The 20940-nt window shown below is 71.2% G+C and carries 24 protein-coding genes; 11 read left to right on the top strand and 13 right to left on the bottom strand.

Annotated elements, in window-relative coordinates; all coding sequences use genetic code 11:
- Window positions 1–110: 110 nt before the first annotated feature.
- The 3 genes from ABZX40_RS25150 to ABZX40_RS25140 all read right to left on the bottom strand — a co-directional run bounded on the left by ABZX40_RS25150 (window position 111) and on the right by ABZX40_RS25140 (window position 4145).
- Complete coding sequence (locus tag ABZX40_RS25150) at window positions 111–1238, bottom strand: glycosyltransferase (RefSeq protein ID WP_355731898.1); 1128 nt, start codon at window positions 1236–1238, stop codon at window positions 111–113.
- A 72-nt stretch (window positions 1239–1310) separates the two neighbouring features.
- The gene (locus ABZX40_RS25145; protein ID WP_355731900.1) at window positions 1311–2612 is read right to left on the bottom strand and encodes a nucleotide sugar dehydrogenase; all 1302 of its coding nucleotides are present in this window, start codon (window positions 2610–2612) and stop codon (window positions 1311–1313) included.
- Window positions 2613–2675: 63 nt separating this feature from the next.
- Window positions 2676–4145: a glycosyltransferase gene (locus ABZX40_RS25140; protein ID WP_355731902.1), complete on the bottom strand. Its 1470-nt coding sequence runs from the start codon at window positions 4143–4145 to the stop codon at window positions 2676–2678.
- Window positions 4146–4373: 228 nt separating this feature from the next.
- On the opposite strand from ABZX40_RS25140, the gene wecB reads away from it, so the two are divergent.
- The 4 genes from wecB to ABZX40_RS25120 are packed head-to-tail and all read left to right on the top strand — an operon-like array spanning window position 4374 to window position 10144.
- Window positions 4374–5462 carry a UDP-N-acetylglucosamine 2-epimerase (non-hydrolyzing) gene (gene wecB / locus ABZX40_RS25135; RefSeq protein WP_355731904.1) on the top strand — a complete coding sequence of 363 codons (1089 nt, stop codon included), beginning with the start codon at window positions 4374–4376 and terminating at the stop codon, window positions 5460–5462.
- Window positions 5455–6123 carry a methyltransferase domain-containing protein gene (locus tag ABZX40_RS25130; protein ID WP_355731906.1) on the top strand — a complete coding sequence of 223 codons (669 nt, stop codon included), beginning with the start codon at window positions 5455–5457 and terminating at the stop codon, window positions 6121–6123. The genes wecB and ABZX40_RS25130 overlap by 8 nt, the downstream gene beginning before the upstream one ends.
- Window positions 6123–7949, top strand: coding sequence for a hypothetical protein (locus ABZX40_RS25125; protein WP_355731908.1), 1827 nt, complete (start codon window positions 6123–6125; stop codon window positions 7947–7949). The genes ABZX40_RS25130 and ABZX40_RS25125 overlap by 1 nt, the downstream gene beginning before the upstream one ends.
- Window positions 7946–10144 (top strand): glycosyltransferase, encoded by a 2199-nt coding sequence (locus ABZX40_RS25120; RefSeq protein WP_355731909.1) that lies wholly within the window; start codon window positions 7946–7948, stop codon window positions 10142–10144. Before ABZX40_RS25125 ends, ABZX40_RS25120 begins: the two co-directional genes overlap by 4 nt.
- Window positions 10145–10395: 251 nt before the next feature.
- Here ABZX40_RS25120 and ABZX40_RS25115 read toward each other — a convergent pair whose 3' ends face one another.
- Window positions 10396–11118 (bottom strand): class I SAM-dependent methyltransferase, encoded by a 723-nt coding sequence (locus ABZX40_RS25115; protein ID WP_355731911.1) that lies wholly within the window; start codon window positions 11116–11118, stop codon window positions 10396–10398.
- A 9-nt stretch (window positions 11119–11127) separates the two neighbouring features.
- Window positions 11128–11565 carry a MarR family transcriptional regulator gene (locus ABZX40_RS25110; RefSeq protein ID WP_355731913.1) on the bottom strand — a complete coding sequence of 146 codons (438 nt, stop codon included), beginning with the start codon at window positions 11563–11565 and terminating at the stop codon, window positions 11128–11130.
- A gap of 170 nt (window positions 11566–11735) precedes the next feature.
- Here ABZX40_RS25110 and ABZX40_RS25105 point away from each other — a divergent pair, with 170 nt between their 5' ends.
- Window positions 11736–12767: an NADP-dependent oxidoreductase gene (locus ABZX40_RS25105; RefSeq protein ID WP_355731915.1), complete on the top strand. Its 1032-nt coding sequence runs from the start codon at window positions 11736–11738 to the stop codon at window positions 12765–12767.
- Window positions 12768–12792: 25 nt separating this feature from the next.
- Here ABZX40_RS25105 and ABZX40_RS25100 read toward each other — a convergent pair whose 3' ends face one another.
- From ABZX40_RS25100 to ABZX40_RS25070, 7 genes are all read right to left on the bottom strand, one after another.
- Window positions 12793–12927 carry a DUF6879 family protein gene (locus tag ABZX40_RS25100; protein WP_355731917.1) on the bottom strand — a complete coding sequence of 45 codons (135 nt, stop codon included), beginning with the start codon at window positions 12925–12927 and terminating at the stop codon, window positions 12793–12795.
- Window positions 12869–13144 carry a DUF6879 family protein gene (locus ABZX40_RS25095; protein WP_355731919.1) on the bottom strand — a complete coding sequence of 92 codons (276 nt, stop codon included), beginning with the start codon at window positions 13142–13144 and terminating at the stop codon, window positions 12869–12871. The genes ABZX40_RS25100 and ABZX40_RS25095 overlap by 59 nt, the downstream gene beginning before the upstream one ends.
- Entirely contained in the window at window positions 13122–13694 is a 573-nt protein-coding gene (locus tag ABZX40_RS25090) for a GNAT family N-acetyltransferase (protein WP_355731921.1), read from the bottom strand. Before ABZX40_RS25090 ends, ABZX40_RS25095 begins: the two co-directional genes overlap by 23 nt.
- 61 nt (window positions 13695–13755) lie before the next feature.
- The gene (locus tag ABZX40_RS25085; protein ID WP_355731923.1) at window positions 13756–13941 is read right to left on the bottom strand and encodes a DUF397 domain-containing protein; all 186 of its coding nucleotides are present in this window, start codon (window positions 13939–13941) and stop codon (window positions 13756–13758) included.
- Window position 13942: 1 nt separating this feature from the next.
- Window positions 13943–14806, bottom strand: a complete 864-nt coding sequence (locus ABZX40_RS25080; RefSeq protein ID WP_355731924.1) for a helix-turn-helix transcriptional regulator — start codon at window positions 14804–14806, stop codon at window positions 13943–13945.
- Window positions 14807–14813: 7 nt separating this feature from the next.
- Window positions 14814–15338, bottom strand: a complete 525-nt coding sequence (locus ABZX40_RS25075; RefSeq protein WP_355731926.1) for a DUF6879 family protein — start codon at window positions 15336–15338, stop codon at window positions 14814–14816.
- On the bottom strand, window positions 15298–15717 hold the full coding sequence (locus tag ABZX40_RS25070) for a hypothetical protein (protein ID WP_355731928.1): 420 nt from the start codon (window positions 15715–15717) through the stop codon (window positions 15298–15300). The genes ABZX40_RS25075 and ABZX40_RS25070 overlap by 41 nt, the downstream gene beginning before the upstream one ends.
- Before the next feature lie 183 nt (window positions 15718–15900).
- On the opposite strand from ABZX40_RS25070, the gene ABZX40_RS25065 reads away from it, so the two are divergent.
- The 6 genes from ABZX40_RS25065 (at window position 15901) to ABZX40_RS25040 (ending at window position 19578) form a co-directional block, all read left to right on the top strand.
- Window positions 15901–16278, top strand: a complete 378-nt coding sequence (locus tag ABZX40_RS25065) for a hypothetical protein (RefSeq protein WP_355731930.1) — start codon at window positions 15901–15903, stop codon at window positions 16276–16278.
- A 314-nt stretch (window positions 16279–16592) separates the two neighbouring features.
- On the top strand, window positions 16593–16745 hold the full coding sequence (locus ABZX40_RS25060) for a hypothetical protein (RefSeq protein WP_355731932.1): 153 nt from the start codon (window positions 16593–16595) through the stop codon (window positions 16743–16745).
- Window positions 16746–17150: 405 nt separating this feature from the next.
- A complete protein-coding gene (locus tag ABZX40_RS25055; RefSeq protein WP_355731934.1) occupies window positions 17151–17624 on the top strand; it encodes a hypothetical protein in 474 nt (157 codons plus the stop codon).
- Between the two features lie 71 nt (window positions 17625–17695).
- A complete protein-coding gene (locus tag ABZX40_RS25050; protein ID WP_355731936.1) occupies window positions 17696–18181 on the top strand; it encodes a hypothetical protein in 486 nt (161 codons plus the stop codon).
- 87 nt (window positions 18182–18268) lie between these two features.
- Complete coding sequence (locus tag ABZX40_RS25045; RefSeq protein ID WP_355731938.1) at window positions 18269–18694, top strand: organic hydroperoxide resistance protein; 426 nt, start codon at window positions 18269–18271, stop codon at window positions 18692–18694.
- Window positions 18695–18771: 77 nt separating this feature from the next.
- On the top strand, window positions 18772–19578 hold the full coding sequence (locus ABZX40_RS25040) for an EI24 domain-containing protein (RefSeq protein ID WP_355731940.1): 807 nt from the start codon (window positions 18772–18774) through the stop codon (window positions 19576–19578).
- Window positions 19579–19630: 52 nt separating this feature from the next.
- Here the strand turns inward: ABZX40_RS25040 and ABZX40_RS25035 are convergent, their stop codons facing one another.
- The gene (locus ABZX40_RS25035) at window positions 19631–20872 is read right to left on the bottom strand and encodes a pyroglutamyl peptidase (protein WP_355731942.1); all 1242 of its coding nucleotides are present in this window, start codon (window positions 20870–20872) and stop codon (window positions 19631–19633) included.
- Between the last annotated feature and the right edge of the window lie 68 nt (window positions 20873–20940).

Raw genomic sequence — 20940 nt, 5'->3', positions numbered from 1 at the left:
CGCAACCACGCGAGCGCCCCCCACCCGCCACCGTGCCAACCCCCGCCACCACGCCAGCGCCCCCCCACCCACCACCACGCCAACCCCCGCCACCACGCCAGCCCCCCCACCTACCACCCCACCCCCCCACCCTCCGGCTCCTTAACCCACCGTTCCAACCAGTCCACGAACTCCGCCCCCCGCTCCGTCCAGTCCAGTTCGGCCAGCGCCGCGTCCCGGCCGCGTTCGGCGGAGCCGAGGCGTAGGTCGGGGTCGGTGCGCAGGCGGCGTACCGCCATCGCGGCGGCGGCGGGGTCCTCGTAGGGGACGACGAGACCGCAGCGGTGGCGGGTCACCAGCTCGGCGGCGAGCGGGTTCGGGGTGGTGACCACGGGGACGCCGTGGGCCATGTACTCGACGACCTTGGTGGGCCGGGAGTGCCGGTAGTTGCGCTCGTCGTGCAGCAGGGAGAGCCCGGCGAGGGCGCCGGAGAGCAGGGCGAGGGCGCGGTCGTTGGGCTGGTAGCCGTGCCAGCGCAGGACGCCCTCGCGGTGGGCGGCGGTCAGCGCGTCCCGGACATCGGGGTCGGCGGCGCCGACGGCCTCCACCCGTACCTCGGGCGCCAGCAGCCGGGCCGTCTCGATCAGATCGAGCGCGCCGCGCGCCCGGGAGAGATGGCCCAGGTAGACGGCCCGGTCGGGGCCGGGCGGCGCCGGGTGCGCGCGCGGCACGAGGGGCAGGTTGGGCACCACGGGGTGGGCCCTGCGGAACCGTTTCTGGTAGGCGTCCTCGGCGAGCAGCAGCCGGACATGGCGTTCGGCGATCCGCTCCGCCGCCCGGACGGCCGCCCGCAGTGGGGGCCGCAGCGGTGCCGGGACCCAGCGTTTCATCGCGAGCGCCGCCGCGGTGTCCTCGTGCACGTCCCACACCGTGACCGGGGCGCGGCCCTCGCGGCGCCAGCGGCGCAGGGTGCCGGGCAGGGCGAGCAGGAGTTCCGGGTCGTGCAGGATCACGACGTCCGCCTCCGGGCCGCGGTCGGCCAGCAGGGTGCGGGCGGCGCGCAGGGCGGCCCGGCGGTCCCGGCCGCAGGCGCGGGGCAGGTCCAGGCCCTCGACATCGGGGCGCGGGGTGACCCCGCGGGCGGCGAACGGGGCCGCGTACAGCACCTGGTGGCCGTGCTCGCGCAGGGTGGCGATCTGGCGGTGGAGGATGCGCGCGTCCTCGGGATGGTGGACGACGGTGACCACGAGTATCCGCATCAGAGCAGCACCTTTCGGCTCCCGGGCGGGGTCGGGGGCGCCGGGGGGGCGCCGGGGGTGGCGCGCCGGAGGTCAGAGCACCTCGACACCGGGCCGGAAGATCCGCCCCTTGGTGTCGAAGAGCAGCCGGGCCGCGTCGGACAGGGCGGGCAGGTCGTAGGCGGAGTGGTCCTGGAGCAGGATCGTCAGATCGTGGTCGGCGACGGCGGTCAGCGGGTCGTCGGCGCGGGGGACCGGGACGCCGTCGATCGCCCACTCGGCGACCCCCGGGTCATGGAAGGACACCTCCGCCTCGCGCCGCCGCAGCAGCCGGGCCACCGGCACCGCCGGGCTCTCCCGCTGGTCGGCGATGTCCGGCTTGTAGGTGACCCCGAGCAGCAGCACCCGGGAGCCGTGCAGGGGGCGCCCGGCGTGGTTGAGCAGGTCCTGCGCGCGGCGGACGACGTACTCGGGCATCCGGCGGTTGATCTCCTGGGCCAGCTCCACGAACCGGAACTCGTAGCCGAGGGAGGAGCGCACCTTGTAGGAGAGGTAGTTGGGGTCGATGGGGATGCAGTGGCCGCCGACGCCCGCGCCGGGCCGGAAGGCGTGGAAGCCGAAGGGCTTGGTGCTCGCGCAGCGGATCGCGTCCCAGAGGTCGACGCCCAGCTCGTGGCTGATCACCGCCAGCTCGTTGACCAGGGCGATGTTGACATGCCGGTAGGTGTTCTCCAGGAGCTTGGCCATCTCGGCCTCACGGGTGCCCTTGGCCTGCACCACCTCGTCCACCAGCTTGCCGTAGAAGGCGACCGCGCGGGTGGCGCAGGCGGGGGTGCAGCCGCCGACCACCTTGGGGGTGTCGCGCAGTCCGAAGCCGGGGTTGCCGGGGTCGATGCGCTCGGGGGAGAAGGCGAGCGCGAAGTCGTCGCCGGCCCGCAGCCCGGAGCCGTTCTCCAGCAGCGGCCGGACGACCTCCTCGGTGGTGCCGGGGTAGGTGGTGGACTCCAGGACGACGAGTTGCCCGGGGCGCAGCCGGGCGGCGATCGCCTCGACGGCGGAGGTGACCGCGCTGAGGTCGGGGCCGCCGTCCGCGGTCAGCGGGGTCGGCACGCAGATCACCACGGTCTGCGCCCGGGAGAGACAGTCCGGGTCGGTGTGGGCGGTGAATCCGGCGGCCAGCATCCGGGCGATGTCGTCGTCCGAGACGTCGTCCACATGGGAGCGTCCGGCGTTGAGCGCCGCGACCCGCCCCGCGTCCCGGTCCAGGCCCACGACCCGCAGACCGACCGTGGCCGCCTCCCGGGCCAGCGGCAGCCCGACATAGCCGAGCCCGATCACCGCGAGTTCGGCGGTGGGTTCCGGGTCCGCGCTCGGTGTGCTCCGGGCGACCTGCATGGCGTCCTCCCCGTCCCGTGCCATGCACGGCTAGGCGTGGCTTCACCGACGCGGCCCCGCGGCTCAGAGACCTCCGAGTGCGCGGTACGCCGTGCGGGTCGTCTCGGCGACCCGGGTCCAGGTGCGTTCGCGGGCCACCAGCTCGCGCGCGGACGCTCCCCATTTCAACCGATTTCGACCGTAATGCATATTTTCAAGGGCCGCCGCCCACGAGGGAGGCGCGTCCGGTGCGATCAACAGCCCGGTCCGGCCCGGCTCGACCAGTTCCCGCAGCGCCGGAAGGTCGCTGGCCGCCACCGGCAGCCCGCACGCCATCGCCTCCACCGGCTTCAGCGGGGTCACCAGCCGGGTCACCCGGGCATCGGTGCGCGGCACCGCGAACACATCCAACGCCGCGTAGTGCTCCCGCACTTGGGCGTGCGGCACCCGGCCGGTGAACAGCGCCGTGCCGTCGCCCAGCCCCAGCTCCCCGGCCAGCTTCTCCAGCGCCGCCCGCTCGGGACCGTCCCCCACCACCAGCAGCCGCACCGGCACCCCGCGCCGCCGCAGCTCGGCACCCGCATGGAGCAAGGTCCCGATTCCCTCGTGCGGAGCAAGACTGCCGACCGTGCCCACCACGAACTCCTCCGGCCCGATCCCCAGCCGCGCCCGCACCCGCCCCCCGTCCGGCGGCGGCGCCAGAAACGCCTCGTCCACCGCGTTCGGCACCAGCAGCACCCGCTCCGGATCCACCCCCCGCCCCACGATCTCCGCCCGCATCGCCGCGCCCAGCGTCAGCACCAGGTCCGCCTCCCGCATACAGGACGTCTCCAGCTCCCGCCGCGCCCGGTAGCTCGGGTCGTCCGGCGTCCGCCCCGGCGCCTGGGTCAGCCAGGTGTCCTCCAGGAAGCCCCGCACCTCGTACACCACCGGCAGCCCGTAGGCCGCCCGCAGCGCCAGCGCCACCCGCCCGTTGCCGTGGTCGGTCGCCGGATGCAGCACCGCCGGGCGCAGCCGCTCCACCAGCCGCCCGGCCAGCTCGGCGTTGCGCGCCAGCAGCGCCCGCTGCCCGTACGGCAGCCACCACGGCAGCAGCCGGTGCTGCGGCACCCCGCCCACCGTCACCACCGGCCGGGCGTCCGGCGCCCCCTGCGCCACCGGGAACCCCAGCCGGGTCACCACATGCGGATCCAGCCCCGCCGCCCGCTGCGCCTCGGCGATCTTCTGGGTGCGCACGGTGTACCCGGCGTGCCGGACCGGCAGCGCGTTGGTCACCAGATGCAGCACCCGCCCCGGCACCGGCCGCACCACCGCCCGGGGCAGCGGCGCCGGGACCCGCCCCCCGTCCGGCACGGCCGCCGGACCCGCCGTCCGGGCGCGGGCCGCGAGCCGCCGCCGCAGCCCGTCCGGCGCCCCGGGCAGCAGCCGCACCCCGAGCAGCGCGGCACGCGCGGGGTCCTGGCGCAACTCGCCCCACGCCACGGAAGCGGCCAGACTGAGGGCGCGGAGGGACATAAAGCGCGATACGCGCAAATCGTGCAAATAGCTCGACATGCCGTCACGGTAGGCGGAAAGCGCGACGAACGGTGACCGGAGAACCCGGTGAACGGGGAACGCGGTGACCGGGGAACCCGGTGACCGGAGAACCCGGTGACCGGTGAACGCGGCCACCGGCCGGAGACAGATGAACGGTGACCGGAGAACCCGGTGACCGGAGAACGCGGCCACCAGCCGGAGACAGCTGAACGGAGATCGGAGAACGGTGAACGGAGAACGGACGACATGAACGGGCGCGTACTCCACGTCGTCGGCACCCGGCCGAACTTCGTCAAGGCCGCCCCGGTCGTCGCCGCGCTGCGCGACGCGGGCTGCGACCAGGTCCTGGTGCACACCGGCCAGCACTACGACGAGCGGATGTCCGACATCTTCTTCCGGCAGCTCTCACTGCCCCGGCCGGACACCGATCTCGGCGTCGGCTCCGGCAGCCACGCCCGCCAGACGGCCGAGCTGCTGATCGCCCTGGAGGGTGAGCTGACCGCCCGGGACCCGGCCCTGGTCATCGTCTACGGCGATGTGAACTCCACCCTCGCCGCCGCCCTGGCCGCCGCCAAACTGGGCATCCCCCTCGCCCATGTGGAGGCCGGACTGCGCAGCTTCGACATGGCGATGCCGGAGGAGGTCAACCGGCGCCTGGTCGACCAGCTCGCCACCCTGCTCTTCGCCACCAGCCCCGAGGCCATCGGCCACCTCGCCCGCGAGGGCGTCCCCGCCGACCGCATCCATCTGGTCGGCAACCCGATGATCGACACCCTGCTCACCCACCTCCCCCACTTCGACCCGGCCACCGCCCGCGCCGCCCACGCCTTGCCCGAGCGCTACGCCGTCGTCACCCTGCACCGCCCCGCCAACGTCGACGACCCCGAGGCCGCCCGCGCCGCCGTCCACGCCCTCACCGAGGCCGCCCGGCTGATCGACCTCGCCGTCCCGCTGCACCCGCGCGGCCGGGCCGTCCTCGGCGCGGCGGGCCTCACCGGCGCCCCGGGCGTCCATGTCATGGATCCGCTCGGCTATGTCGAGTTCATGAGCCTGGTGCGCGGCGCCGCCGCCGTGATCACCGACTCCGGCGGTGTCCAGGAGGAGACCACGGTCCTCGGCGTCCCCTGCCTCACCCTGCGCACCACCACCGAACGCCCGGTCACCGTCACCCATGGCACCAACCGCCTGGTCGGCCCGAGCGAACTCGTCCCCGCCCTGCGCAAGGTGCTCGACGCCGACCACCGCCCGCACCCCGAGGGCCCGCCCCTGTGGGACGGCGAGGCGGGCCCCCGTATCGCCGGGATCATCACCCGCTGGCTGGACCACCATGGCTGACCCGGCGCCCACGACATCCGACAGTTCCCATGACAGCACCATCGACCGCGTCTACTGGAACACCCGTCACCGCGACCACGACACCCTCGCCTCCGGCGGGCACATCGGCCTCGACCGGCCCGGCAACGAGATCTTCTACGCGCTGCGGCTCGGCGCCCTGCTCCCCCTGATCGGCGATCTCGCCGACCCCACAGCCCCCCTCTTCGTCCTCGACGCCGGCTGCGGCAAGGGCCACTTCGCCCGCGCCCTGGCCCGCTGCGGCCACCGCGTCGACGCCTTCGACACCAGCGAGCACGCCATCACCCGGGCCCGCGCCGAGGGCGGCGGCCCCCGCTACGCCGTCGCCGCCCTGGACGAGTGGCGCAGCCCCTGGCTCTACGACGCCGTCCTCAGCCTCGACGTCCTCTTCCACGTCCTGGACGACGAGGAGTGGGCCGCCGCCCTGCGCAACCTCGCCTCCCTGGTCCGGATCACCGGACGCCTCATCGTCACCGACGAGAACGGCGGCGCCCGCCGCCCGCGCGGCACCTACATCGTCCACCGCCCCGCCGCCGACTACACCGCCGTCCTCACCCCCCTGGGCCTTGGCCACACCGGCTTCACCCCGTACGGCTTCCGGGAGAACGAGGTCGGCTTCCATGTCTTCACGAGGACCCGCTGATGCGTCTGACCGATCTGCTGCGCCCCCATCTCGACGGCGTCACCACCGTCGTGGACGCCACCCCCGGCGCCCTCGACCTGGAGCCCTACCTCCATCTGCCCGACGGGGTCACCCTCACCCGGGAGCCGGACGCCGTCGGTGACGGCACCCTCGTCCTGCTCTCCTACGGCCCCGACACCCGCCTCCACGGCACCGAGTCCGCCGTCCTCGCCGTCCTGGAGCGGATGCGCCCCGGCGGACGCGCACTGATCGTCCTCGGCCACCGGGTCCCCGAACTGCCCTACCACCGCCTCCTGGACGCCCTGGTCGCCCACCACTGCCAGGTACTGCGCGCCGCCCCCCTCGACTACACGCACCTGCACGCCGGAGCGGTCTTCACCCGCACCGACCACCTCCTGCCGCCCGACGACTGGTCCGGCCGCCCGGTCCCCGCCGAGGGCTTCGCCACCGCCCTGCGGATCGCCGACGAGTACGTCCTCGCCGACCTGGTCTCGCGCGGTCTGCGCACCCGGGTCCTGGACCTGGAACGCGCGGCCGGGGAACGGGAGGCGGGCGGCCGGAACGCCGAACGCCCCGACGGCCTCACCGAGCGCCTCGCCGCCGCCGAACGCGAGAAGGCCCAGCTCTCCGCCGCCCTGCGCGGCGCCCGCGACCGGGTCGAGGTGCTCCAGGCCCGGGTGGCGATGCTGGAGGGCTCGACCTCGCTCAGGGTAGGCAAGGCCCTGGTCTTTGCCGCCCGCTCCCCGAAACGCGGCGCGACCCGGCTCCCGAAGGAGCTGTACGGCCTGTGGCGCACCCGAACAGGCACCACCGCCGCCACCACCAAAGCCACCCCCGCGAAGCCCCTCACGAAAGCCGCCGAGCCCGAAGCGGTCCTGGACGGCGGCCGTCTCCATCTCGCCCACCGCGCGTTCACCTCCGCCCCCCGCGACCGCCTCGTCCTCGCGGGCGTGTTCACCGACCCCACCGCCGCCGCCTTCGCCACCGACGCCGTCGTCAACCGCACCCTCCCGCACGACGGGGAGCTGATCGTCGCCCGCACCGACCCGGACGCCGTCGTCGTCCAGCTCACCGCCTGCACCGGGTACGGCCCCTGGGCGCACACCGGCACCGGCTCCGCCCCCGACCTCGACCGGCGGCTGAACGACCTCCTCACCGAGGCCCGGATCGCGGGCCGCGCCTGTGTCCTGTGGCGCGACGGCCCCGCCTCCGCCGCCCCCGGACTCACCCGGTTCGCCTGGGACGCCGTCCTCGACACCGACACCGGCACCCCCCTCACCGACCTCGACCCGGCCACCGACGGCCGCGACCGGCTGCGGGAGGTCTTCCGCACCGCCGGCACCCGGGTCCGGCTGGCCGAACTCGCCCGCCGGGTCGGCGCCCCCGACCCGCTCGACGCCCGCCGGGTAGCCGTCGTCGCGGACCCCCGGGACCGTGCGGACATCGCCCGCCTCACCGCGCAGGTGCTGGGGCAGGCGCACCGGCCCGCCGAGGTCGTCGTCCCCGACCCGGCCGGACTCGGCGAACTCACCGCCGCCGGGATCACCGTCCGCACCGGCGACCCGCTCGCCCCCTGGGTCGCGGACTGGACCGACGACCCCACCGAGGACCGCCCGGACACCCTGCTGCTCGACCTCCTCTGCGCGCAGGAGTACTCCGGCGCCGACGCCGTGGGCCCCACCCCGGCCGGCGACGACTACACCTTCGTCCCCGAACTGCGCCCCCTGCTGGTCTCCCGGGAGCTGTACGTCTGCGGCGACCCGCCCGAGCTGTGGGCACGCCGGGGCCACCGTCTGTTCGCCTGCTGCGGAAAGGAACCGGCATGAGCCGGGAAACAACCGGAACGGGGCGCACCCTCAGCGCCCTCGTCTACGGCGATGTCGACCTCAACCTCATCGACGGCTCCGCCGTCTGGGCCCAGTCCACGGTCCAGGCCCTCGCCGGAACCGGCTGCCGGACCCGCCTGGTCCTGAAGGCGCCGGTCCGCACCGGCCGTCTGATCGACCCGCTGGCCGGACTCCCCGGCGTACGGGTGATCCGCCCGCACGAGGAGGGACTCGTCCCCGGCGTCACCGACAAACCCCTCTCCCCGGTCCAGGCATCCCGCCTGCTCACCCGCCTCGACGAGAGAGACCCCTGCGATCTGCTGGTGCTGCGCGGGCGGCGGCTGGTCACCCGGGTGGTCGCCGACGGCCGGTTCGACGGCCGGATCTGGGCCTATCTCACCGACATCCCGCAGTCCGCCGCCGAGATGACCGAGGAGGCCCGCGCCGAACTGACCCGGATCGCCGAAGCCTCCCAACGACTCCTCTGCCAGACCGAGGACCTGCGCTGTCTGCTGGAGACCTGGATCCCGGAGGCGGTGGGCAAATGCGTCCTGAGCCCGCCCGCGGTCCCCGAACCCCCCACGCCGGTTGTCGACCACCCCCCGCACACCCCCTTCCGCCTCGTCTACACCGGCAAGTTCGCCCCGCTGTGGAACACCCTCCCCATGACCCGGCTGCCCGCCCTGCTGGCCGAGCGGGGCGTCCGCGCCGAACTGCACACCGTCGGCGACAAGATCCACGACGACCCCGGACACCCCGCCTTCCGCACCGACATGGCCCGCGCCCTCGCCACCACCCCCGGCGTCGTGCACCACGGCGGACAGCCCCGCGAGGAGGCGATGCGCATCGCCGCCGACTGCGACCTGGGCCTCGGCTGGCGGGACCCGGCGCTGGACGCGAGCCTCGAACTCTCCACCAAGGTGCTGGAGTTCGGCGCCCTGGGCCTCCCCGTCGTCCTCAACCGCACCCCCGCCCACGAGGCCCTGCTCGGCGCCGACTACCCCCTCTACGTCCCCGGCCGCGCCGGACCCGACGAGGCCGCGGACGCCGTAGCCCGTGCCGTCCGCGAACCCGACAGCCGCCGCCTGGCCGCCACCCGCTGCCGCGAGGCCGCCGCCCGTCACACCCTCACGGCGGCCATCGACCGCTGGCGAGGCCACCTCACCCGCGCCTTCCCACCCGCGCCCGCCGCCCTCGCCGCCCGCCGCCCCCTCCGCATCGGCGTGGCGGGCCACGACCTCAAGTTCCTCACCCGCCTCCTGGACCACTTCCGCGCGGTCCCCGGCCTGGAACTGCGCATCGACGCCTGGCCCGCCCTCTCCCGCCACGACCCGGCCACCAGCCGCGAACTCGCCGACTGGGCGGACGTGGTGGTCGTGGAGTGGTGCGGCCCGGCGGCCGTCTGGTACAGCCGCCACAAGCGCCCCGGCAGCCGGTTGATCATCCGCCTGCACCGCTTCGAACTGGAGGCGGCCTGGCCCCGCCAGGTGTCCATCGACCATGTCGACCGGGTGATCTGCGTCAGCACCTACTACGCCCGCCGCACCCTCGAACACACCGGCTGGCCGCAGGAGAAGGTGACGGTGGTCCCGAACTGGGTCGACACCGACCAGCTCGACCGCCCCAAGGCCCCCGGCGCCCGCTTCCGGCTCGGCATGATCGGCATCGCGCCCAGCCGCAAACGGATGGACCTGGGCCTGGACGTCCTGGAGGCCCTGCGCGCCCGCGACCCCCGCTGGCATCTGGCCATCAAGTCCAAGCCACCATGGGAGTACTGGTGGATCTGGAACAAACCGTCCGAGCGCGCCCACTTCGACGCCATCCTCCGCCGCATGCAGACCTCCCCCCTCCTCACCGGCGCGGTGGTCTTCGACGGCTTCGGCGCGGATGTGGCGGGCTGGCTGCGCCGGGTCGGCCACATCCTCTCCACCAGCGACGACGAGAGCTTCCACCTGGCCCCCGCCGAAGGCATGGCCTCGGCGGCCGTCCCCGCGCTGCTGCCCTGGCCGGGCGCCGACGAGATCTACGACCGCCGCTGGATCCACCGCGACCCGGAGGCGATCGCGGACGCGCTGGACGCCCTGGGCGACGAGGGCTGGCACACGGCGGGCCAGGAGGCCCGCACCCAGGTACGGAAGAACTTCTCCCTGGAACGGGTGGCCGATGACTGGACGGCCCTGCTGCTGTCCGGCTGACCAGGCACGGCCCTGCCGGTCCGAGCCTGCCCCGAGACGGACGACCTGCTGGTCTTGCCGGTGTCCGGCTGACCCGAGACGGACGACCTGCTGGTCTTGCGGATATCCGGCTGCCCCGAGACGGACGTCCTGCCTGCTGGTCTTGCCGGTACCCGGCGGAGACGAGACGGACCTGCCGGTCCTGCCGGTGTCCGGCGGAGACCCGACGGACCTGCCGGTCTTGCCGATATCCGGCGGAGACGAGACGGCCCTCAGCGGGCGCCCGGCTCCGGCTTGACGACCCGGAACGCGAACTGCCCGCAGTAGGTCAGCTTGCGCAGATTCACCAGCGCGGTCTGCCGCCGGGTCCGCTTCCCCCACTCGTCGATCTCGGAGTTCAGCGGCGACTCCTCGCTCCAGTACCGCCCGTACACGGTCTTCCCGTCCGACCGGTAGGAACGCATCAGCAGTGTCACGCCGTCCAGCGAGGGCCGGATCTCCTCCAGCCCCAGCCCCGCCTCCTCCACGAGCACCCGGAACCCGTACGGCGTGTAGTTCCACAGGCTGTAGGAGTGGTACGGCTCGAACTGCGAGGTGGAGCCGATGAACACCCCGCCGGGCCGCAGCACCCGCGCGATCTCGGCGAGCAGATCGCGCGGCCGGAGCACATGCTCGAAGACCTGATGGGAGTAGATCAACGGCACCCCGCCGGACCGGAACGGCAGCCGCACCCCGTCGAAATGCACCACCGGATCCCCGCCGGGCAGATGCTGCCGCGCCTCGGGGGAGTCCGGGATGTCGACACCGACCCAGCGCACCTTGGGGTCGTACCGCTTGAAGTGCGCGGCGGACGCGCCCTTCCCGCAGCCCAGGTCCACGACCGCGCCGGGCGCACCTGGCGCGGCCATGATCTGATCGACGTAGTAGCGGGAGGTCACCTGACGGGCGTGGTCGTCGGGGATGCAGTCCTTCAGAAGGTCCCAGAGGGTCGCCATGCGGCGAGGCTACGGCACCATCCGCCGCAGCAGATCCCGCAACGCCAGCCGCTCGTCATCGGTCAACCCGGCCAGCGGTTCCCGGGCGAACCGCAGGGACTCACGCAGACTCCGGGCCACCCGGACGCCCTCGTCGGTCGCCGCCGCCAGCTTCACCCGGCGGTCGCCGGGGTCGGCGCGGCGCTCGGCCAGCCCGCGCGACTCCAGCCGGTCCACTATGCCCGTCACATTCGACGGCTCGCACTTCAGCCGGTGGGCGATCCGGCGCATCGGCAGCGGCTCCAGAGAGAGCAGACTGAGCAGCTTGGCCTGGGCCCCGGTCAGCGCGTGCTCGGCAGCGGCCTCCTCGTACTCCTCGTGATACCGGGCCACCATCTCGGCGATCAGCTCGACGACCTCCAGGGTCAGCGGGTCGGGGCGGTGCGGGGTGGTGGAGGGTGTGGCCATGGGGTCCAGGGTAGCGCGTTACTTGACATCCTGAAATATTAAAGAGCATTGTTGTTTCAGTACATGAAATACTTTCCGAACTCGGCCGCGCCCCGGCCCCCCATCCCCCATCCCCTAGCCCCTATCCCTTGCCCCCCATCCCTTGCCCCTCCCGAAAGGCACCCCTCCCCATGACCGACGCCACCCCCACCCCCTCACTCCCCGCCACCAGCCGCGAATGGCACCTCCTCAGCCGTCCGTCCGGCTGGCCGAAGCCGGAGGACTTCGCCCTGGTGGAGGTCCCGGTCCCGGTACCCGGCGAGGGCCAGGTGCTGGTCCGCAACCAGTACCTCTCCGTCGACCCCTATATGCGGGGCCGGATGAGCGCCGCGAAGTCCTACGCGGCGCCCTACGCCCTGGGTGAGCCGATGCTCGGCGGCGCGGTCGGCGAGGTGGTGGCGTCGAACGCGGAGGGCCTGACCCCCGGTGACCATGTCCTCCACTACCAGGGCTGGCGCGAGTACGCCGCGGTGGACGCCTCGTCCTCCGTCAAGGTGGACCCGGCCGCCGCCCCCCTCTCCACCTACCTCGGCGTCCTGGGCATGACCGGCCTGACCGCCTACGCCGGACTGCTCCGGATCGCGGACCTCAAGGAGGGCGATGTCGTCTTCGTCTCCGGCGCGGCCGGGGCGGTGGGCGGCCAGGCGGGCCAGATCGCCCGCCTCAAGGGCGCCTCCCGGGTCATCGGCTCCGCCGGCTCCGACGAGAAGGTCAAGCTCCTGCTCGACGAGTACGGCTTCGACGCCGCGTTCAACTACAAGGACGCCCCCGTCGCCGAACAACTGGCCGCTGCGGCTCCCGACGGCATCGACATCTACTTCGACAATGTCGGCGGCGACCATCTGGAGGCCGCGATCGGCGCGCTCAACCTGCGCGGCCGGATCGCGATCTGCGGCGCGATCTCCATGTACAACGCCACGGCGCCGGTCCCCGGCCCCCGCAATCTGCCCCGCCTGATCCAGACCCGCGGCCGGATCGAGGGCTTCCTCGTACGCGACCATTACGACCTCCAGCCGAGCTTCGTCCAGGAGGTGGGCCCCTGGGTCGCGTCGGGGGCGCTGAAGTACCGGGAGACGGTGGTGGAGGGAGTGGAGAACACGCTGGAGGCGTTCCTCGGGGTCCTGCGGGGCGACAACACGGGCAAGATGATCGTCCGGCTGTAGCGGCTCTCCTGCTTTCCGATTCCGTTCAGGGCGTGTACTCGGGGTGAGGGGTGGCGGAGGCCCAGAGCCGATCGCGCAGGCGCACGCATTCGGCGACGACGTCAGATTCCTGGACCAATTCCAACCCGACTACTCGCCCTTCGGAGCCGAAGTGCCCCACAAACGCGGCGCACGGCCCTGCCGTCGCTGGTCACCCGCTTCATCAGCTGCATCCACGGCACCAGCCAGCTGAAATCGTCCGGCTCGCCCCTTCGCCACCGGGCGTACGGGGTGTCTTCGACCGGAGACCCGTAGTCGTCCCGCAGCTCCAGATGAAATGCGTCGCGCTCGAAGCTCTTGAACAGCTCATCGCGTTCAGCGGGAGTGATCAGGTCCACTTTTCTCTTCCAGAGGGGCGGTGATCGAGGCCATGGGGATCTCGGTACGGAGCTGCCGGACCATCACGGCGAAGTGCGGGGAGTCTTCGGAGTGCTTGAATTCGCCGACCTTGCCGTAGCCCCACCGTTCGTAGAGCGCCTGAACCCTGGGGTGCCCCGAGTCCACCAGGAGTGACGCCAGGTCGGCGGATTCCACAGCGAGCAGCGCGTCATGGATCCGCTGTGCCCGCCCGGTGCCGCGCCATGTGGGGATCACCATGAGTTCGGAGAGGGCGAATACAGAGCCTCTGAGGTCGGAAGGGCGAACGTGCCCCTTCCACCAGCCACCCGGCTTGAACAGGGAGCCGTAGGCATAGCCGACCGGGCCGCTTTCCTCCCAGCCCACAATGCACCGCCAGTCCTCCCGTGAGGACCAGAGGTCAACAAAGTAGGAGAAGCGCTCACGCGAGTGGAACGGGTCCGGGTCGTCGGCGTATGCCTCGTCGTGGATATCCAGCAGCAGAGAGCGTACGTTCTGCGCGTCGGCGTGGGTGTAGCTCTTCAGATCCATCGGGCAGATCCTCAATCTTGGTATTTTTTACCCGCCTCTGTCAGGGGCACCCCTTGGTGTTCTACGGACGTATCTTCCTTACAGCTCCAATGAACTTCCCCCAGGCCGGAGGATTTAGGCTCAGATGACCGACCTCTCGGAACTTAGTGTCCCGTACCAAGACCCGGGAAGGATCGTTGTCGGCAACTTCTACGCAACTATCTGACTTGGTGTAGGAGCTTGTGCGCCATTCGGGCTTCGCTGCCATCTCAAATCCTTTCAGTGGTTGCCATCCGGTCAAAATGGTGAACTGCGGCCAGTATCAGATCCCTAGCAGTCTGCCCGTACACCGCAGATCGCCTATGAGATTCAAAGACCCTCATATAAATATCGATTTCCCGGGGTTGAGTCACGACCATTTCCGCAGAGAACGTTTCCAACATGACTCGCTTGGTGTCGAACATCACGAAGCCATGGCCAATCCACGTGATGAGTGGCGCAGACCGAGGGACGATGCCCAAGCTCAGCCGAGGAAGCGCCAATACGGCCAATAGCCGGTCAAGTTGGGCTCTCATGACTCCGGAGCCGCCGTGGTTCGAGTAGAGGGCCTGCTCTCCCAGGAGAACGTTGAAGATCCGGTCGCCCTGGTACAGGTACTGCTGTCGTTCGAGCCGCTTCGCTACGGCGGCCTCCATATCCCCCGGAGTGTCATACAGGCGGGACACCTCATCGAAAATGGCCTCGGCGTAGTCGGCCGTCTGAAGCGTGCCCCAGACAACGTTTGGCTCCCAGATGCGGAAGACCTTGGTCTTCTTGTAGAGCGGCAGAGACTGCTTCTGGCGGCTTTCAGCCCCGCTTTGGAGCAGCCTTCGCCACTCCGACCACAGCTCATCAATGTGGCGAACTGTCGCCACCAGGTCCCCGATGTCGGCCTTACGCCCAGTCAACTCGCACCAGACGCGGATGTCTTCTTCGGAAGCGTTTTGCTTGCCGTTCTCGATGCGAGAGACCTTGGATTCCTGCCAGCCCGTCGCAGCGGCGAAGGCCCGGCCACTGCTGAATCCCGCGTCCTTGCGGTATCCGCGGAGCCGGGCCCCCAGCGCCTGTCGAGTCTCTTGTGCTTGGTTGTTCACGGAGAGATCAGGGCTTGTACTCGGGGTGAGGGATGGCAGAGGCCCAGAGTTGATCGCGCATGCGGACGCATTCGGCGACGACGGCAGGGGTGTCGATCAGCTCGTTCCCCAGGAACCGTCCCGATTCGTCGAAGTGCCCCACAGCGATGATCGAGTCATCGAACAACCACCAGTCCCGCCCGCTGACCGGGAAGGTGAGCCCCTCGGGCAACGTGTGCCGGGGATGCCACCTGACGGATTCGCCGGCCTCTTCATTGACATGGGCAGTGAGGTACTCCCACTGAATGTACGGAGTGTGTGGCTGGGTGATGACACGCACCCGGCGCATCGTCCTGCCGGCATCGGCAACGCCCCGCACGAGTTCGGTCCACGGCTCCATAAACGAGTGGTCCAAGGGCTCGCCGCGGAGCCAACTCGCGTAGGGGCCGTCCTCAACCGGAACTGAGTAGTCGTCCCTCAGTTCCAAGTGGAAGGCGCCGTGTGCACAGCTGTCAAACAGCCGGTTCCGCTCGACGCTGGAGATCAACTCCACGCGGTTCCTCCAGTAGCGCGGTGATCGCGGTCTTGGAGACCTCGACCACGGTTTCGTAGTCCGGGATGTCCATCTGGGCCAGTGCCTCGGCGTCTGTCACCTCCTGGCCCTGCACAACGTACGTACCCCCAGGAGTGAGGACCATCAGGGGGTCCTCAAGACGCTTGAACTGCCCGGAGGGGAGCCCGTCCTGTTCCAGGTGCTCGAACAGCTCGGTGGGCACCTCCACAACAGTCTCGCCCTCGCCGATGTTGAGCTGCATCAGCAGGTCGTTCGCGAAGACCCTCCAGCCTTGGACGAGGTACGTGTCCCGGTCCGTGGCGTAGAGGGTCGGGCACTCTCCCCCCTGGGAGTTCTTACCAAGGAACGTTAGCTTCACGGCTGCTCTCCTGTCTGCTGTGTTGCTTCGGATTGCGCGACTCATTCAGCGTCGAGCCAGACGTCATAGGCGGTCAACATCACTGCTGCAAACTCGCGCAATCTGCTTGGGACTTGGATGGCGAGCACTCTACGTTCGTCCTCAGACCCATTCCGGCCCCGGCGGCCCCGAGGGGAGAACGAGGTGACCAGCGTGATCGAGGCAGCACTTCATGCGGATGGACACAGTGGGCTCATAGACCCGGGCTGGATCAGGGACACCGTCGCCGTTGCCGGGTTGATGGAGCTCTCGACGTCCACGCGCGCCGACATCGAGGCTCGGACCCGAGACCTGCTTCAGCACCTGTCGGACCTGCTCCGCACCGACCTCGGCGCGGACCAGGACCCGGACGTCATGGCGCTGGTGCATGCCTCGTACGCCCGCCTGGACCTGACCAGGAGACCCGGCCCGCAGACACCGGCCTACGCCGCCTTCACCTACCTGAAGGAGACCGCTGACCTCACCCTGAAGGTCTTGGAGGTCCACCTCGCGAAGCACAAGCACGGGCCCGACCCGCAGTGAGATCCAGGCACACCCCGGCCACGGGACCTCACCGCCACCAACGGACCTTCACCGACCACACGTTGGCGGAGCCCCCGCCATGACATCCGGCCCGAGTCCATGGTGGACGTACTCCGTCTGCTGGCTCTGTCGCGAAGACAAGCTCGTGCAGTTCATCGGCCCGCTGACCGTCAACGGGCGGACCGCCCCCGGCTTCGCCTGCGCGGCCTGCTGCGCCTGGTCCGACCGATACGTGCGGGCCTACGTACGGATGCACGATGAGAGGCCCGCGCAATGACACCGCCCTTCTCCCCACCCCCTCTGAAAGAGAGCCGATGACCTGTCCGATCCCCCAGGGCGGCGGCTGTACAGGATGCCCGGAGTGCAGCCCGGAGATGTACCTCCCCGCCCAGGACCCCTACCCGGAGGGCATGGTGCCCGGCAGCGACCTGGACCCGTTCGAACAGCCCCGGGAGCACCCGAGTTGAGCGGTGCCAACGCTGTGGCCCTGCCGGAGGACCCGGCCCCGACTCCCTGACGGCACAGAGCTTGCCCTGATCATCCCCGTGTCCACACTGTGCGGTCTCTTCCTCGGCTGGGCCGTGCGCTGCCTCTAGCCCGCCCGCACCCATGCCCCTTCCGGTCTCTGAACGCGGCCCGCCTCGGTTCCCAGCCCCCGATCACGCACACCCACGCGTCGTCCACACCCCGTACGCCGCAGACAGCGGCGGAGCCGTCGAACTGGTCCACGACGGCCCACCCGCAGAAGCCGAAACAGCCAGCCCCGTAGTCCCCACCCTTCTCCCGGGCCGCGCGCCGCAGCGCACACGAACCAAGGCGGCCACCCACGCATGGGTCACGCCGACTGAACACATCCCCGACAAGGAGTGAGCATGACCGCAACCCTGACGGAGGCCATCGCGGGAAGGACGTTGATTGAACCGGCGTTCTTCGCCCGCCTCAGCCGCCGAGTGGCATCCGCGTACGACCTTGCGCCGGAACTGGCGGCAGCGATCGCCGACCAGACCCTCGCCTTCCTCGCGACCGCGGCCCAGAAGCCTGCAGGCACGGGGCCTCTGAGCCCCAGCCTCACCGTCGATCGCGGAGTCCACTGCTTCCTGGAGTACACCGCGCAGTACGACCGCTTCTTCCGGGTGCACGGATGGCCCAAGGTCCACCACCACCCGCGGGACGACCCGTCGAAGGAGTACGAGGACGCCGGGGTCGTCATCCCCCGAACGGTCGCAGCCATGCGTGAGGCCGGGTACACGGTGCTCGCGGACCTCTGGATGACCCCTCGGGTCGACTGCTCCGATGACAGCGACGGCCTGCCCGGAGACCCAGTCCCTTGCGGCGACCACCCCTAGCCCACGATCGTCCCCGCAACGCGGCCCCCGGCATGACGCGCTCGGGGGCCACCGTCAGAGAGAGTCCACGAATGGCGCGCGAAATCCGGGACACCGGCCGAGTCACCGTGTTCAAGCTGCTGCACAGTTGGTCTCCTCGCCGCTCGGCGATCCTCGCGTACACCTCCACGGGACACTTCGGCGACACCGCAGTGGTCGGCTACATCCCCTTTCATGACATCCCGGACGTCTCACTGCTCGACATCGCCGCCCGCCACCATCCAGGCGCCCTCTGGCAGAGCACCGGTGCCCCCGCGGCCGGATGGGTGCTCTGCACGGCCTGGTCGAGCCGCATCGTGCGCAAACCCGGAACGCTGGACTTGGCCAACACTCCATGGCGTCTGGAAACGGACTCCAGCACCGAGCCCAACACCCCTCTCTACGGCCACAGGAAACTGCTGACGGGACGCTTCCGGCTTGAGGAGCCCGACCGGATGGCACAGGCGCGCACCCTGCTGACCGCAGAGGACGTCCCCCAGATGGGCGTCGCCGACCTCCCTGCCCACACCCCCTTCTAGCAAATTCCAGCATGCGGTAACTTCTTTCCAAAACCATCCAGGATCGTGGGCGCGAGTCCCGGGTGGGCCCGAGGAGGAAGAACCCGCATGCCCATTCAGCAGTCCGACGTCCTCTACACCGCCGTCGCCACCGCCGAGAACGGTCGTGACGGCCGGGTCGCCACCGACGACGGCACGCTCGATGTAACCGTCAGCCCGCCCAAGGAACTCGGCGGCACCGGCGCCGGCACCAACCCGGAGCAGCTCTTCGCCGCCGGATACAGCGCCTGCTTCCAGGGCGCCCTGGCCGTCGTCGCCCGCAAGGAGAACGCGGACGTCTCCGGCTCCACCGTCACCGCCAAGGTCGGCTTCGGCAAGAACGACGACGGCTTCGGCCTCATCGTGGAGCTCACCGCCCGCATCCCGAACGCCGACCCGGTCACCGCCGCGGCCCTGCTGGAGAAGGCCCACCAGGTCTGCCCCTACTCCAGGGCCACCCGCGGCAACATCACCGTCACGCTGACCCTGGTCTGACGGCAACGGCACCCCCGGGACGGGGACCGCTTCCCCCATGAGCGGCCCCCGCACCCCGCCCTCGGTAGGCTTCCCCCATGCACGATCTCGGGGCGGGTTTCGGTTATCTCATCAAGGGCCAGCGCTGGATGGCCGGGCACGGCAGGAGCTACGGCTTCGGGCTGATCCCGGGTCTGGTCACCCTGGTGCTCTACGCGGCGGCGCTCGTCTCCCTGGCGCTGTGGGGCGAGGACTTCGTCGGCTGGGCCACCCCCTTCGCCGACGACTGGGCGAGCCCCTGGCTCGGCCTCTTCCGCGGCTTTCTGACGGCCGTTCTGTTCGCCCTCGGACTGCTGCTCGCGGTGCTCACCTTCACCGCCGTCACCCTCCTCGTCGGCCAGCCCTTCTACGAGAACCTCTCCGAGCAGGTCGACCGCGATGTCTCGCCCGACGGAAAGGCCCCCGAGTCCGGGCTGCCGCTCTGGCGCGAGCTGTGGATCTCGGCCCGCGACAGCCTGCGCATCCTGGTCCGCGCCCTGATCTGGGCGATCATGCTCTTCGCCCTCGGCTTCATCCCGGTGCTCGGCCAGACCGTCGTACCGGTCGTCGGCTTCTTCGTCACCGGGTTCTTCCTCACCGAGGAACTCGCCGCCGTGGCCCTCCAGCGCCGGGGCGTCGAACTCCGCGACCGCCTCGCCCTGCTGCGCTCCCGCAAGCGCCTGATCTGGGGCTTCGGTACGCCGCTCGGCCTCGCCTTCCTCATCCCCTTCGTGGCGGTCTTCCTGATGCCGGGCGCGGTGGCGGGGGCGACGATGATGGCACGGGACCTACTGGGGGAGGGGTTCAAGGAGGACGACGACGAGGAGGAGGGGCAGCGGGAGGCCGAGCGGACCCCGGCCCGCTAACGCCGCCCGCCAAACCCCCTAGCCTCCCGCCAACCCCCCACCCCACCGGCCTTCAGCCCACCCCCACCCCCACCCCCACAATCACCCGCACCTGCGCCACGATGTCCAGCCGGTTCCGTACGAACACCGGATCCGTCACCTCCGTGGTGTTCCCCGCCCCGAACTCCAGCACCGGGGTGTGCACATGACCGCCCGGCAGCTCACCGGCCAGGCCCAGCCGGTCGCGCAGCAGCGTCGCGCGGTAGGCGATCTCGTTGGAGAGGTAGTTCCCGCCGCCGCCCGACCGCGCCACCGACCCCGGGGTCGGCCCGTCCGGGCGCACCACGGGCAGGGTCTCCCCGGCCGGGATCTCCGTCACCGAGGTGTTGTCGAGCACCGGGAACCGCCCCGTCGGCGTCGCCGTGATCGCCTCGTACGGCAGGGTCGTCGACGTCCACTGCGGCTGGGAGCCCGGGTCGGTGACCGGGACGGTCCCCGCCGTACCGGTGTTGAGGTTGTCGCCCGAGCCGCCGCGCCAGGCGCCGTTGGTGCGCTCGATGTCGAAGCGGCCGGGACGGCCCTGGCTGACCGTCGCGAAGAGGTCGAGCTTCGCCAGATGCGGTCGCAGGGTCCTTTCCACCGTGCCTTCGGCGAAGTCCGCCCAGCGCACCGGGAACACCGCCGTCTCCACCCGGGCCGGGCCGTCCGCCGTCTCGATCACCGTGCCGTCCAGCGCCAGCGCGCTCGCCCCGGACGGATTGGAGATCCGGATGTCCCGGTCGAGGGTGAAGGGGTCGAAGCCGGTGAGCAGGACCCGGGCCGTCCCCTCGCCCTTCGGGTAGCGGATGCCGTCCTGGCCGCGCGAGGTGCGCTCCAGCAGCCCGAGCAGCGCCGCCCGGCCCTCCCCGGTCAGTGTGAACCCCGGTTCCCAGGCCCGGACGTCCCGGGTCATCCCGAGCCGTGCCCAGTACAGCGGCCGGTCGTCGTCCCGGCTCAGATCGCCGCCCGCCGGGCCCCGCCCCTGCGCCCGGTCCACGGCCCGCTCCCACAGCGCCGTCCCCTCCCGCCGGACGATCCGCTCGGCCTGCGCGTACGACCGCGCCCGCTCCAGCGCGCGGGCGAAGTCCGGCGCCACGGAGTCGAATCCGGAGCGCCGCAGGATCTCCTGCGGCACCGCCCGGTCGAGCCGCAGTTCCTCCACGGTCGGCGGTTGCGCGGAGGTCCCGGCGGCCGAGGCCAGGAGCGCGGGAGCGGCGAGCGAGGCCAGCAGGACGGCGGCCAGCGCGCCGCCGCGTACAACACCCAGGGAACTCAAGGGACTTCGGTCCTTCCGTCGCAGTGGGGTGCGAGGCACCGGAAGGCCGCAGTATCGCGTGACAGGAG

The sequence above is a fragment of the Streptomyces sp. NPDC004610 genome, from assembly GCF_040609715.1.
Taxonomy (GTDB): domain Bacteria; phylum Actinomycetota; class Actinomycetes; order Streptomycetales; family Streptomycetaceae; genus Streptomyces.
This window is presented reverse-complemented; position numbering and strand designations above follow the sequence as displayed.